This is a genomic window from Olleya sp. HaHaR_3_96, from assembly GCF_019278545.1.
Classification (GTDB): Bacteria; Bacteroidota; Bacteroidia; order Flavobacteriales; family Flavobacteriaceae; genus Olleya.
In genome coordinates this window covers 2,545,939-2,559,318 of sequence record NZ_CP058987.1, presented here as the reverse complement: position 1 = coordinate 2,559,318, position 13,380 = coordinate 2,545,939, and the positions used below count along the sequence as shown (strand labels likewise).

Here is a 13,380-nt window from a genome sequence, read left to right as displayed (position 1 = left end):
TAAGTACTAATTTTAGTATTTTTACAATATATATTAAACTATAAAAATATGTCTGTAGCAAAAAAAGAATATAAAAGAGTAACTGTTAAGTCTTTAGTAGAAATGAAGAAAAATGGAGAGAAAATTTCCATGTTAACGGCTTACGATTATACTATGGCCAAAATAGTTGATGGTGCTGGTACAGATGTTATTTTAGTAGGTGATTCTGCAAGTAACGTAATGGCGGGTCATGAAACAACACTACCAATTACTTTAGATCAAATGATATATCATGCCTCTTCCGTAGTACGTGGTATACATCGTGCTTTAGTGGTTGTCGATTTACCTTTTGGAAGTTACCAAAGTGATCCTAAAGAAGCCTTACGCTCTGCAATTAGAATCATGAAAGAGTCTGGTGGACATGCCGTAAAAATGGAAGGTGGTAAAGAAGTTAAAGAATCTATCAAGCGTATTTTAAATGCTGGAATTCCTGTCATGGGACATTTAGGATTAACGCCTCAGTCTATATACAAATTTGGCACTTACACCGTACGTGCTAAAGAAGACCAAGAAGCTATTCAGCTAAAAGAAGATGCTTTAATGTTAGAAAAAGCAGGCTGTTTTGCAATTGTATTAGAAAAAATACCTGCAAAATTAGCGCAAGAAGTTGCAGAAAGTGTTTCTATTCCTGTTATCGGAATTGGTGCTGGTGCTGGTGTTGATGGTCAAGTGTTAGTTACACATGATATGATTGGAATGACACACGAGTTTAATCCAAGATTTCTACGTCGTTACATGAATCTTTACGAAGACATGACTAATGCTATGAAGCAATACGGAGAAGATGTCAAAAGTGGTGACTTCCCTAGTGATAAAGAACAGTATTAATTTAGCTTTTAGCTTATTGCTATTGGCTTTTAGCTTATAATTTGTGTCCAAAATAATTTCAAATAAAGACAACCTACAAGTCATCTACGAGGATAATCATATCATCGTCGTAAATAAACGTGCAGGAGATATTGTACAAGGCGATAAAACGGGAGACAAACCATTAAGTGATGTTGTTAAAGAATATATTGCACACAAATACAACAAGCCTGGCAACGTCTATTTAGGGACCGTACACCGCTTAGACAGACCAACTACAGGTTTGGTTATCTTTTCAAAAACAAGTAAAGCCCTACCCCGTTTAAATAAGCTATTTGTATCCAAAGAAATTTCTAAAACCTATTGGGCTTTAGTTAAAAATAAACCAGAAAAAGAAGCAGATACTTTAATCCATTGGCTAAAGAAGAACCCTAAAAATAATAAGTCAACCGCTTATATAAAGGAAATTCCAGAAAGTAAAAAAGCCATTCTGCATTACAAAACAATCAAAACATTAGATAATTATTATCTGTTAGAAGTTAATCTAGAAACGGGACGCCATCATCAAATACGCGCGCAACTCTCTACTATTGGTTGTCCCATAAAAGGCGATTTAAAATATGGATTTGATCGCAGTAATAAAGATGCTAGTATTAGTTTACACGCCAGAAACATCAAATTTACACATCCTGTTTCTCAAGACAATCTAAACATAACTGCACCTTTACCAAAAGATGCTATTTGGGACGCTTGTCTATAATTTAAGGGCGTTACCACAAGGGTCGTGTTATCCAATATATCTTTTTTTGCCATTTATGCCAGCAAAAAAAGGATGCCATTACTACCACTAACGCAACAATAGCAAAACAATAAAATACATTACCTTTATATAAAAACATACGCATGATTCCGGAATTACTAAACGATCAAAAAAGTTATTTTAAAACAGGTGAAACGTTAAGCATCACCTTTAGGAAAACACTATTAAAAGCACTTTTAAATCAATTAGTAGCAAGAGAACAAGACATTACTGCTGCGCTATACAACGATTTTAAAAAACCAGAATTCGAATCTGTCTTAACAGAAACAGCTATTGTTATTCAGGATTTAAAACACACGATTAAAAAACTAAATAAATGGGCTAAGCCTAAACGTGTATTTCCTGCATTGTTAAACTTTCCGTCTTCTGATTATTTGTACGCAGAACCTTATGGAAGTGTTTTAGTTATCGCACCATGGAATTATCCTTACCAATTAGCATTAGCACCTTTAATTGGTGCTATTGCTGCAGGAAACACTGTGATTGTAAAACCAAGCGAATTAACGCCACATACTTCGGCCTTAATTAGTGACATTATTAAAACAGTATTTAAACCAGAGCATGTTACAGTTGTAGAAGGTGGTGTGGATACCTCTACCAAATTATTAGAGCAACGCTGGGATTATATCTTCTTTACAGGTAGTGTTGGCGTTGGTAAAATTGTAGCCAAAGCTGCTGCTGTTAATTTAACACCAACCACTTTAGAATTAGGCGGAAAAAACCCATGTATTATTGATGATACTGCTAATATTAAACTAGCCGCAAAACGCATTGTTTGGGGTAAATTTGTTAATGCAGGACAAACGTGTATAGCTCCTGATTATATTTTGATTCACGACTCTAAAAAAAACGCGTTCTATAAAGCTATGGAATATGAGGTTGAACTAGCATATTCTACCACACCGCAACAATCTAAAGATTTTGCACGTATTATAAACCTTAAAAATTTTGAGCGTTTATCTAAAATGCTAATCAATCAAAACTGTATTATTGGAGGACAAACAGATGCTGATACGTTATACATCGCGCCTACTGTTATTGACAATCCGACACTTGATAGCGAAGTGATGAAAGACGAAATATTCGGTCCTATTCTTCCTGTGATTTCTTATCAAAATGATTCGGAATTAGAAGCTATTATTTTATCTTATAACAAACCTTTAAGCTTGTATGTGTTTGGCACAAATTCCGCGAAAGCGAAACAATTAATACAAAAATTCTCTTTTGGAGGGGGTTGTATCAATGACACCATTGTACACTTTGCTAATCATAGATTACCGTTTGGAGGTGTTGGAAATAGTGGTCTTGGGGCTTATCATGGACACTATACTTTTGACACGTTTAGCCATAAAAAAGGAGTGGTCAAAAAAGCAAATTGGTTAGATATAACAGTACGTTACGCGCCTTATAACGGAAAATTAAAGCTTGTTAAAAAAGTATTAAACTGGTTGTAATTGACCCGTTACTACTACTCAGAAAGCGTACCAAGAGGATATGCCAATTCTAATTTCACACCTTCTCCTATTGTAGAAGACAGTTTGTAAGACATATTTATAAGTTCTGCACGGCTTTTCATGTTTAATAATCCACAGCCTTCTTCTATGGTAGTCATGTCAAAACCTATTCCGTCATCCTTAGCCTCTACTAGTAATTGCTCTTTTAAATAATGAAGCGTAACGTTAAGATTTTTAGCTTCAGAATATTTAACGGTGTTAGAGAAAAACTCTTGTAATATCCTAAATATAATAATTTCGTGTTTTTTGTTATTGAAAGGCACAATATCACCTTTCACTTGAAGCTCTGCAGACGCAAACTTCATTTTCTTTAATCTGTTTAACTCATTAGTAATTGATTGTTCAAACCCTATATTTAAAATAACTTCGTTGTTTAAAGAGCGTGACAACATTCTTACTTCTTTAAGACTTTGCTTGACATAGTCTGACGCTTCAGAAAAGTGTTCTCTAGTTTCTTCATCCACTTTAGTTTTTAAAATATTAAGCTGCATACTTGCTGCCGCTAACAACTGCCCTACATTATCATGAAGCTCCCAACCAATATTTTTAAGGGTCTGTTCTTGTATTTCGGTCTGCGCATTGGACAGTTCTTTATCGAAAGCTTGTTGTTGCACGATTTGATCTAAGAGCAACTTATTTTTTCTTTTTTGAAACACAATAAAAAATAAAATAACCAAAGTGGTAACCACTATTAAAACGCCAATCATGTATATCAGTAAATAGCGTTCTGCTGTTGTAGACACCTGAGGTGTTTGCAAAAAAAATAAAAAGTTAGTCATGATTAAAATTAGGTTTGGAAGCTATTTGTCCTATACAAAAACAAGTATACATAAATATATCAGTAAATAATAATACACGTCGTTATAAATTTGCGAAATCTCCATCCTCACTCCTGTTACACTAATAAAGACTTAACCACCTCTCACTAATAAAAAGGCACAAAAAATACATGCCCAGATTAAACTATACTTATACTTTTTCAATACATAAAACTAAAAGTATTTAGTCAATAAACAAGTAATAGGAATATAAAAACGCGTTCATTCATTTAATTTAATCCTTTATTATTTAAAGTTATTTTTCTGTTTTAGAAATTAAAAGTCCAAAAGCAAAAATCAAGTACATCAATACATTTGAAAATAAAAATATTTGCCACTTTAATAATACAAAATCTAAATCTTCAAAAGAATTATAAACACCATAAAATATGACTGGAGTTGTAACTATCCACCAAAAAAATAACGCTATGCTTATATAAAAATCTAAAAAAATATAAAAATTCAAAATCTTATTGCTTTGTAATAATTCAATAAAATAAAAAATAGTGCCCACTAGGATAGAAATGCAAGCTAAAACATTAAGTAAAGGTAAAAATTTAATAAAAAAGGCATCTATATTAAATACTATATAAATAACAGCAATAATAAAATTGACACTCCCGATTATTATTACAGTTGTTTGGTACGTCTTATTCTTTAATATTTTACTATAATAAAACATAAAAAACAAAATACTACCTAAAATATAGAATACTGTAAACAACCAGTAATTATAGTGAAATTTAGAATACCTTATAATAGACAGCCATTCTATTTGATCATAAAAATTAGGATATTCTCCAATTAAATCTATAGTAAAAACATAAAGCAAAAAGAAAATAAAATACCTAGCTGCAGTTAATCTAAATTTTTTGTAACAAAATAAACCAACTAATACCGCTAATAACTCTACACCATGTGTTATTGCTCCGTAATTTTGTCTTAAAAACGTCTCCAAATCAATTTATTATTGAGGATAATTTGAGTTTGGTGGATTACCCCCTGTCCCCATATTTAAAGGACCAATACCTGTAAGATCCTCATTATTTATAGCTTCAAATTTAAAACCTTCGTTTACCTGCGTTTCGGAACCTGTTGGAACCATAAACATCGTTGTGTAGCCTACTTGCCCATTTTCTTCAGGATAAGCGCCCAAATAAACTCTAACACCACTCATAGCATATCCTAAACTATCTGCTTTATGTTTAGAATACTCTAAATAATTTGTAATATCATCTAAAGACCACCAACTCGACCTATTATCTGGCCTAATAACAATACTATCACTAATTAATTTGTGTCTTAGATTGAAAGTCGTATCTAATACTTTTGCTTCAGCTGGAGTGATGACTCCTTTTGGTTTGATAATGGCGGTAGTTCCATCTCCTTTATTAGACATATTAAAATAAAAATACATCAGTAATGCCCCAAGAATAATTCCTAGGATTAGAGTTCCTAAATTTTTCATTTGTTTTTTTTAGTAAATTAATAGCGTTTTAAATGTACTAAAAAAAACTCAGACAACATTCTTACACTCTATAAATTAATGTATTACAAAATAAAATTGATTATTTTTGGGACTCTAATTTAATTAAGTCTTCTGGTTTTGATACTAAAAGGCCGATGGTAAATGTTGTATACATCATAAAATTAAGGGATAAATATATTTGCCACTTTAATATTATATAATTCCAATCACTTCCGACTATATAGACATCGTAGAATGTTAGTGGAGTTATAACAATCCACCATATAAAAATGGAGATCGCGATATAGAAATAAACAGATTTATAAAAGTGTAAAATATGATCACTTAACAATAACTCTATAAAATAAAAAATACTACAACTTAAAATTATGATTGCTCCTGTTATTTGAATTACCGGAAAAAACTGAATGAAAAAAATATCGTGATGAAAAATAATATATAATATGGAAAATGATACAAAAGCATAAGTACTATACTTTAAAATCATAACATAAAGCTTATTACATATAATCTTCTGAAACAAAATTGAAAACAATACAATTGCTATCAAATCAAACGCAATAGTATACCACCAATAGTTTTGTCTAAAAACTGAATTATAAATAGGTTCTAAAAATTTAAAAGTACTATAAAATAAAGGATAGCAACCAACTAACTCAATAATAAAAAGATATATTAATATTTTTATAAAGAAAGTAACAGGTGTTCCTTTATATTTCTTAAATGAAATAAGACCAGAAACAACTGTTACTAAAATAAATAATTTAGTTAATATACTATAATTACCTTTCAGGAACTCTTCCATAATTATTAGTTCGGATAACCTTGTCCTGGAGGCATACCTGCATCTCCCCTATCCATACCATTGGCATCTATTATATCCTGATTCTTTCCGCCTTTACTCTCTGTAGGCACCATCAAAACAGTTGTAAGTCCGTTAGGATTGATTTTAGAAATTTGATTTACTCCTAAATAGCATCTAACACCGTTTACAAAAGGATTTTCTTCTTTTATCATCTTAATAAAAGCCTCCATGTCGTCGATTGAAAACCATGATGATCTATTATCTTCTTGACCCGCAGCAGTATTGTTAGCATCTTGGCGTAGTTTAGTCCACGCATCACTTAATTCTACAGCTTCCTTAGCTGTGATTATTCCAGTTGGTTTTGTCATTTTTTTTAAATTTGGTTAATAGCTTGGGCACGAATGTACAGAAAATCTATCAAACAAGAAATATTTTATCCCAACCAACCCTCTCTATCTAAACTTCGGTACTGTATAGCCTCACTAATATGAGTCCCTTTCACCGCTGTACTTTCTTCTAAGTCAGCAATCGTTCTAGCCACCTTTAAAATTCTGTCATACGCTCTTGCTGAAAGGTTTAAACGTTCCATAGCTGTTTTTAAAAGCTGCTTGGAAGCCTCTTCTAGCTTGCAATACACTCGGATTTGCTTTGTAGACATTTGTGCATTATAATGTACATTATCAAATGTTTCAAAACGGATCGTTTGTATTTTTCTGGCTTTAGTCACCCGTTTTCTTATATCTACTGAAGATTCGCCTTTACGTTCTTCAGATAATTTTTCAAAAGGTACCGGTGTCACTTCTATATGAATATCTATTCTATCTAAAAGCGGTCCTGATATTTTACTTAAATAACGTTGCATCTCGGCTGGACTACTGGTTACAGGTGCACTTGGATCATTAAAATAACCACTAGGACTTGGATTCATACTAGCAACTAACATAAAAGAAGAGGGATACGTTACTGTAAATCTAGCTCTAGAAATAGTCACTTCTCTATCCTCCAATGGTTGACGCATGACTTCTAAAACACCTCGTTTAAATTCGGGTAATTCATCCAAAAACAAAACGCCATTATGTGATAACGATATTTCTCCTGGTTGTGGATATGCCCCACCACCGACTAAAGCAACATCGCTAATAGTATGATGTGGACTTCTAAACGGTCTTTGAGACATTAAACCTGTATCTTTAACACGCCCCACGACACTATGTATTTTTGTAGTTTCTAAAGCTTCATGTAAGGTCATTGGAGGCAGTATACTAGGCAAACGTTTGGCTAACATTGTTTTTCCTGCTCCAGGAGGCCCTATTAAAATAATATTATGTCCTCCCGCTGCTGCAATTTCCATGCAACGTTTGATACTTTCTTGCCCACGGACATCGCTAAAATCGAATTCAGGAAAATCTAAGTTCTTTTCAAACTCTTCTCGTGTATTAATGATGGTTTGTTCTAAAGGCTCACCTTTGTCAAAGTATCTAATGACTTGACTAATATTTTCTACACCATACACTTCCAATCCGTCAACAATCGCGGCTTCTTTTACATTTTGGATAGGTAATATAAAACCTTTATAACCTTCCTCTCTTGCTTTAATTGCAATTGGCAAAGCCCCTTTAATAGGTTGTAAGCTTCCATCTAAGGATAATTCTCCCATGATTAAGAAGTCTTCCAAATTATCTGCTGCAATTTGTTTAGACGCCGTTAAAATCCCCATTGCCAACGTCAAGTCATAAGCAGAACCTTCTTTACGAAGGTCTGCTGGTGACATATTGATAATTATCTTTTTTCCAGGAATTTTATACCCATTATTTTGTAGCGCTGCTGCAATCCTAAAATTACTTTCTTTAATGGCATTATCCGGTAGTCCAACAAGATGGTAGCCGATACCACTATCTATATTAACTTCTACTGTTATTGTCGTAGCCTCAACGCCAAAGACCGCACTTCCAAAAACTTTTCTTAGCATAAAATGGTTGGTTTAGATACTAAAAGTAGGAAAAAGATTCAAGACATTACTTTAAAACTGAAAACTCTATTGCAGAATCGTTATAAACTTTATGTGTTTGTGCCTTAAAATCGGATGCTTTTGCTTCAAAAATATTATCGACATACGTTTGTGGATTAATATCTATATAAGGAAAAAATGTACTTTGTACTTGCACTTGTATTTTATGTCCTTTTTTAAAGGTATGTAACACATCTTGCAATTTAATATTTACCGCTGTTTTTTGGTTTGGCTCAAAAGGTTCTGGATTAGTCATACTATTTCTAAAACGCCCACGCATAGTTTCGCTTCTAATTAGCATGTGGTAATTACTTAGTTTTAAATGATCCTGCACATCCTCTGTGTTTTCTGTGTCAGCAGGAAAAACATCAATAACTTTAACAATCCAATCGGCAGATGTACCCGTTGTTGACACTTGTAATTTAGCTAAAATCTCTCCAGCTAAAGTGATGTCGTTTTCTAAAACTTCAGTTTCAAAAGTCAAAACATCAGGACGTCTTGATGCAAAACGCTGATCGTCGGTCATAAACTTTCGTGGTGTAAATACCACTTTTATATCTTCCGTGTATGGTACTGGCTTTTTTGGATCACTAATAAAATCGCTAGTCGTTATCACACGATTTGCTTTTTGCGTTAAATGTTGATCTGGTTGCATAAAATAGCTTTCTTTAACGCTGTTTTCTGGTGGCCAAGCCGTAAAATCTGACCATTGTTTAGTTCCTGTATTAAAAAAGTGGGCTTCTGGTAAATCCACTGTACCATCTGCTTTTTCTTTTAAGAAATGATTAAAGAATTTAGTTTCGATATTCTTCTGAAAGTAATCAGAAATACTATCACCAAAATGAATATTACCCACTACTTGACGGTCATTACTTCTTGCCCAATCCCCATGACTCCAGGGTCCAAAGACAACACCGTTATAGTTTTTACTATTTTTTTCAATGGATTTATACGTATTAAATGGTCCATATAAATCTTCAGCATCAAATAAACCTCCTACGACTAGCGTCGCTGGTTTAATATCTTTTAAATGTTGTAGAATACCTCTACTCTGCCAGAATTCATCATAATTTGGATGGCTTTGAATTTGATTCCAAAAAACATTATCACCTTTAAAATATGTATTTAAATTGCTAAGTGGTCCTGCATCTAAAAAGAACTGGTATTGATCTTCTGTTCCTATTTTTGGAAACTCGTACCAAGCTTTTGTTGTTGGTTTATCTTTCATGTAACCAAATAGAGTCGTTGCTCTCCAGTAGCTTAACAAAAAAGCACCGTTATGGAAAAAATCATCAAAAAAGAAATCACTAATACAAGCTTGAGGAGAAGCTGCTTTTAAAGCAGGATGCCCAGATAATGTAGAATAAGTCGCATAAAACCCAGGATAAGAAATTCCCCAAGTCCCTACATTACCATTAGTATTATCTACATTATTTACTAACCAATCTATAGTGTCATACGTGTCACTAGCCTCATCAAACTGTTTGCCTGTTTTATTCGGTATAAACGGTCTCATGTTATCATAAACGCCTTCACTATTCCAACGTCCTCTAACATCTTGATACACTATAATATTACCTTCTCTCATTAAATATTGATTAGGTCCTATTTTAGATTTAAACGCGGCATCTCCATAAGGTCTGCAACTGTAAGGTGTACGTTGCATTAAAATTGGATACTGTTTAGAGGTATCTTTAGGCGAATAAATAGTGGTGTGTAATTTTACACCATCACGCATAGCAATAGAGACTTCTTTTTTATTGTAATGTTCTGCAACAATAAAAGTGTCTTTTGCTTTTTCGGTGGTGGTAGTGTCTAATTTTAGTTGGTCTTTACAAGACGAAAATACTAGCGTTATGGCTAATAAAAGAAGGATACGTTTCATTAATTTTTGATTTTAAAAAACTAAAGATAGGTATTTTATAACTAAATTGAAACTAGAGTTGTACTCTATAAATCAGTAAAAAACTGAAGCATTCGTTTTTCCGAATAATACACGTTTTGTTCATCATAAAAACCAACATGTCCACCATATTTAGGCATTTCTAAATAAAAATTAGGGTTTTGTTCCGCTTCATTAATTGGGTAACATTCTTTTGATAAAAACGAATCGTTTTGTGCATTTATTAGTAAAGTAGGAATTGAAACGTGTTTTAAATACTGCAAACTACTAGATTGCTCATAATAATCATAAGCATCTTTAAACCCGTGTGCTTTTGAGGTATATACATCATCAAAATCTTTTAAAGTTTTGACAGCACTCAAATCTTGATTGTTTATTTTTTGAGGAAACAATTGTTGTTTTTCTAATAGCTTACCTCTTAAATCTCTTAAAAACTTCTTGGAATACACATAGTTTCTAGATGACATTAAGCACTCTAAAGACCCTCTTAAATAAACAGGAACAGAAACTGTTACCGCTGCTTTTATTTGTTTTGGTAAATCTGATGTTTCTCCTAAATATTTTAAAATAACATTACCACCCAAGCTAAATCCATTTAGGTAGATCGTATCATAATCAAACTGAGTCGTAATGTGGTTTATAACTGAAGTTAAGTCGTCAGTCTTTCCTGAGTGATACGATTGAAAGGTTTTGTTTACCTCTCCACTACACCCTCTAAAATTGACACAAACCGCATCCATATTATTTTGGTTAGCCATCTTAGCCGATCCTAGCATATAATGGCGTTGTGCATTACCTTCTAAACCGTGTAAAATCACTAGTAGTTGTTTAGTCTTACTACTAGCATAACTCCAGTCTAAGTCTATAAAATCAGAATCTGGTAAAGTAATACGTTCACGTTTCTGAGTCACGCCATCTACTTTACGTAATACACCTGAATAGATCGTTGAGATATGCCCATTTCTGAATATCAATTTGGGTTTGTATGTGGTTTTTAAGATTGGCATTTATTGTTTTTTTTTTTAATTCTGTCACATTGAGCGTTGTCTAAATGCTATAAAACCTAAGGTCTCAAGTTTTCGACTGCGCTCAAAGTGACAATTGTAGAGCTAGTAAAATAACAATTATTTCAAAAACCGTCACATTGAGCGCAGTCGAAATGCTATAAAACTTAAATTCTCAAGTTTTCGACTGCGCTCAAAATGACAACTGTTAAGCGACTCAAGTCACACTTATTTTTAAACTGTCGTATTGAGCGCTTTCGAAATGCTATAAAACCAAAACTCTCAAGTTTTTCGACTGTGCTCAAAATGACAATTGTTAAGCTACTCAAATAATAACTATTTTTAAACGGTCACATTGAGCGCAGTCGAAATGCTATAAAACTTAAACTCTCAAGTTTTCGACTGCGCTCAAAATGACAATTGTTAAACTACTCAAGTAACACTTATTTTAAAACTGTTACATTGAGTGCAGTTGAAATGTTATAAAACCTAAACTCTCAAGTTTTCGACTGCGCTCAAAATGACAACTGTAGAGCTACAGTGAAAACACTAAACCTCTAAACTTGTAAATTCAAATTTACCTCCATCAAATAAGCCTTTATCACTTAATTTTAGTGAAGGAATAACTAATAATGCCATAAAAGACAAGGTCATGTAAGGCGCATTTAATGTTGTACCCAATTGTTTAGCAAACGCATCCAATTCCGCGTAAGCGTGCCCAATAGTTTCAGCATTTTTATCACTCATAATTCCAGCAACAGGAAGCGATACTATTTTTTGATCCGTATCAGACACCGCGCAAATACCACCTTTATTTTCAATTATTACATTAACTGCTTTACAAATGGCTTCGTCGTTAACACCTACCGCAATTATATTGTGAGAATCATGTCCCACAGAACTTGCAATTGCACCTTCCTTTAATCCAAAGTTTTTAATAAACGCTAACGCTGGCTCGTCGTTCTTGTAACGGTTAACTACTGTCATTTTTAAGACATCAGTAACTGTATTTGATACTAAATTTCCGTTTAAGATTGTTGCTTCTTCAATTAATTGATTAGTTACCAACTGTCCTTCTAAAGCTTCAATGACGCGTATTTGTTTGGCTGTACTTTCGACTTTAAAGTCTTCAACCGTTTTAATTTCGGTATCAAAATTATTAAGATTTTCAAAATCTACGTGCTTAATTAAAGACGTTCCATTGTCAAACACTAACTCACCATTTATATACGTTTGTAATGTTTTAAAATCTTTTAAATCTTCAACAATAATAAAATCTGCAATATCATCTTTTTGTAATAATCCAACCTCTAAATTATAATGTTTTACAGGATTGACACAAGCTGCTTGCAACACTTTAAACACATCAATATCTTTTGCCACTGCTCTAGAACAAAGGGCGTTTATATGGTTTAATAATAAATCGTCAGGATGCTTATCGTCACTACAAAACATCATGTTTTGATAATGCTCAGGTAATAAATCTATTAAAGCTTCAAAGTTTTTGGCAGCACTACCCTCTCTAATCAAGATTTTCATTCCCTTTTGAAGCTTTTCTAATGCCTCGTCATAGGTAAAACATTCGTGATCTGTGCTAATTCCTGCATTGATATATTTAGTAACGTCATCACCTCGTAAACCAGGTGCGTGACCATCTACGGGTTTATTATAGTGTTTTGCCCAAGCTATTTTTTTAAGTACTTCTTCATCATCAAACAACACGCCGGGGTAATTCATCATTTCGGCTAGATACTTAATATCTGGATTAGCCATAAGGGTTTTAATATCGTCAGAATCTATAACTGCTCCAGCCGATTCAAAAGTAGTTGCTGGCACACAACTTGGTGCTCCAAAATTAAATTTAAACGGTGTTTTCTTACCATTTTCAATCATAAACTCCACTCCTGTCACACCTAATACGTTCGCAATTTCATGCGGATCACTAACCGTAGATACCGTACCGTGTTTAACTGCTATTTTTGCAAACTCTGATGGGACTAACATTGAGCTTTCTATATGTATATGTGCATCTACAAAACCGGGTAAAATATAATGCTTATTATCGTGTTCTTTTTCTGTAATAGAGGTGATTCTACCCACGCTAACAGTGATTTCTCCACTAAAAATACGCTTGTTTTGTATGTCTACTATTTGTCCTTGTATTGTTTTCATG

Annotated in this window: 12 protein-coding genes; 3 read left to right on the top strand and 9 right to left on the bottom strand. The window is 33.2% G+C overall.

Translation table 11 applies throughout. From position 1 onward, the window contains the following. Positions 1-48 precede the first annotated feature (48 nt). From panB to H0I26_RS11280, 3 genes are all read left to right on the top strand, one after another. Complete coding sequence (panB, locus tag H0I26_RS11290; protein WP_101018337.1) at positions 49-867, top strand: 3-methyl-2-oxobutanoate hydroxymethyltransferase; 819 nt, start codon at positions 49-51, stop codon at positions 865-867. A 43-nt stretch (positions 868-910) separates the two neighbouring features. Further along, on the top strand, positions 911-1,606 hold the full coding sequence (locus H0I26_RS11285; protein ID WP_218698776.1) for an RluA family pseudouridine synthase: 696 nt from the start codon (positions 911-913) through the stop codon (positions 1,604-1,606). 143 nt (positions 1,607-1,749) lie between these two features. Next, the gene (locus H0I26_RS11280) at positions 1,750-3,120 is read left to right on the top strand and encodes an aldehyde dehydrogenase (RefSeq protein ID WP_218698774.1); all 1,371 of its coding nucleotides are present in this window, start codon (positions 1,750-1,752) and stop codon (positions 3,118-3,120) included. A 14-nt stretch (positions 3,121-3,134) separates the two neighbouring features. On the opposite strand, the gene H0I26_RS11275 is transcribed toward H0I26_RS11280, so the two are convergent. The 9 genes from H0I26_RS11275 to ade all read right to left on the bottom strand — a co-directional run bounded on the left by H0I26_RS11275 (position 3,135) and on the right by ade (position 13,379). Beyond that, positions 3,135-3,959 carry a sensor histidine kinase gene (locus tag H0I26_RS11275; protein WP_256935112.1) on the bottom strand — a complete coding sequence of 275 codons (825 nt, stop codon included), beginning with the start codon at positions 3,957-3,959 and terminating at the stop codon, positions 3,135-3,137. A 295-nt stretch (positions 3,960-4,254) separates the two neighbouring features. Then, complete coding sequence (locus H0I26_RS11270; protein ID WP_218698772.1) at positions 4,255-4,956, bottom strand: hypothetical protein; 702 nt, start codon at positions 4,954-4,956, stop codon at positions 4,255-4,257. A 9-nt stretch (positions 4,957-4,965) separates the two neighbouring features. Further along, on the bottom strand, positions 4,966-5,466 hold the full coding sequence (locus H0I26_RS11265) for a hypothetical protein (protein WP_218698770.1): 501 nt from the start codon (positions 5,464-5,466) through the stop codon (positions 4,966-4,968). A gap of 100 nt (positions 5,467-5,566) precedes the next feature. Then, on the bottom strand, positions 5,567-6,292 hold the full coding sequence (locus tag H0I26_RS11260; protein WP_218698768.1) for a hypothetical protein: 726 nt from the start codon (positions 6,290-6,292) through the stop codon (positions 5,567-5,569). Between the two features lie 5 nt (positions 6,293-6,297). After that, positions 6,298-6,660, bottom strand: coding sequence for a hypothetical protein (locus H0I26_RS11255; protein ID WP_218698766.1), 363 nt, complete (start codon positions 6,658-6,660; stop codon positions 6,298-6,300). 65 nt (positions 6,661-6,725) lie between these two features. Beyond that, entirely contained in the window at positions 6,726-8,261 is a 1,536-nt protein-coding gene (locus H0I26_RS11250; protein WP_218698757.1) for a YifB family Mg chelatase-like AAA ATPase, read from the bottom strand. A 46-nt stretch (positions 8,262-8,307) separates the two neighbouring features. After that, positions 8,308-10,185, bottom strand: coding sequence for a CocE/NonD family hydrolase (locus tag H0I26_RS11245; RefSeq protein WP_218698755.1), 1,878 nt, complete (start codon positions 10,183-10,185; stop codon positions 8,308-8,310). A gap of 65 nt (positions 10,186-10,250) precedes the next feature. After that, the gene (locus H0I26_RS11240) at positions 10,251-11,210 is read right to left on the bottom strand and encodes a YheT family hydrolase (protein WP_218698753.1); all 960 of its coding nucleotides are present in this window, start codon (positions 11,208-11,210) and stop codon (positions 10,251-10,253) included. A 546-nt stretch (positions 11,211-11,756) separates the two neighbouring features. Continuing rightward, entirely contained in the window at positions 11,757-13,379 is a 1,623-nt protein-coding gene (gene ade, locus H0I26_RS11235; protein ID WP_218698751.1) for an adenine deaminase, read from the bottom strand. Between the last annotated feature and the right edge of the window lies 1 nt (position 13,380).

Coding starts and splice junctions, on each gene's coding strand:
- H0I26_RS11240 (WP_218698753.1), bottom strand. CDS start 11,210: ATGCCAATCTTAAAAACCACATACAAACCCAAATTGATATTCAGAAAT.
- H0I26_RS11265 (WP_218698770.1), bottom strand. CDS start 5,466: ATGAAAAATTTAGGAACTCTAATCCTAGGAATTATTCTTGGGGCATTA.
- H0I26_RS11255 (WP_218698766.1), bottom strand. CDS start 6,660: ATGACAAAACCAACTGGAATAATCACAGCTAAGGAAGCTGTAGAATTA.
- ade (WP_218698751.1), bottom strand. CDS start 13,379: ATGAAAACAATACAAGGACAAATAGTAGACATACAAAACAAGCGTATT.
- H0I26_RS11280 (WP_218698774.1), top strand. CDS start 1,750: ATGATTCCGGAATTACTAAACGATCAAAAAAGTTATTTTAAAACAGGT.
- H0I26_RS11260 (WP_218698768.1), bottom strand. CDS start 6,292: ATGGAAGAGTTCCTGAAAGGTAATTATAGTATATTAACTAAATTATTT.
- H0I26_RS11245 (WP_218698755.1), bottom strand. CDS start 10,185: ATGAAACGTATCCTTCTTTTATTAGCCATAACGCTAGTATTTTCGTCT.
- panB (WP_101018337.1), top strand. CDS start 49: ATGTCTGTAGCAAAAAAAGAATATAAAAGAGTAACTGTTAAGTCTTTA.
- H0I26_RS11275 (WP_256935112.1), bottom strand. CDS start 3,959: ATGACTAACTTTTTATTTTTTTTGCAAACACCTCAGGTGTCTACAACA.
- H0I26_RS11250 (WP_218698757.1), bottom strand. CDS start 8,261: ATGCTAAGAAAAGTTTTTGGAAGTGCGGTCTTTGGCGTTGAGGCTACG.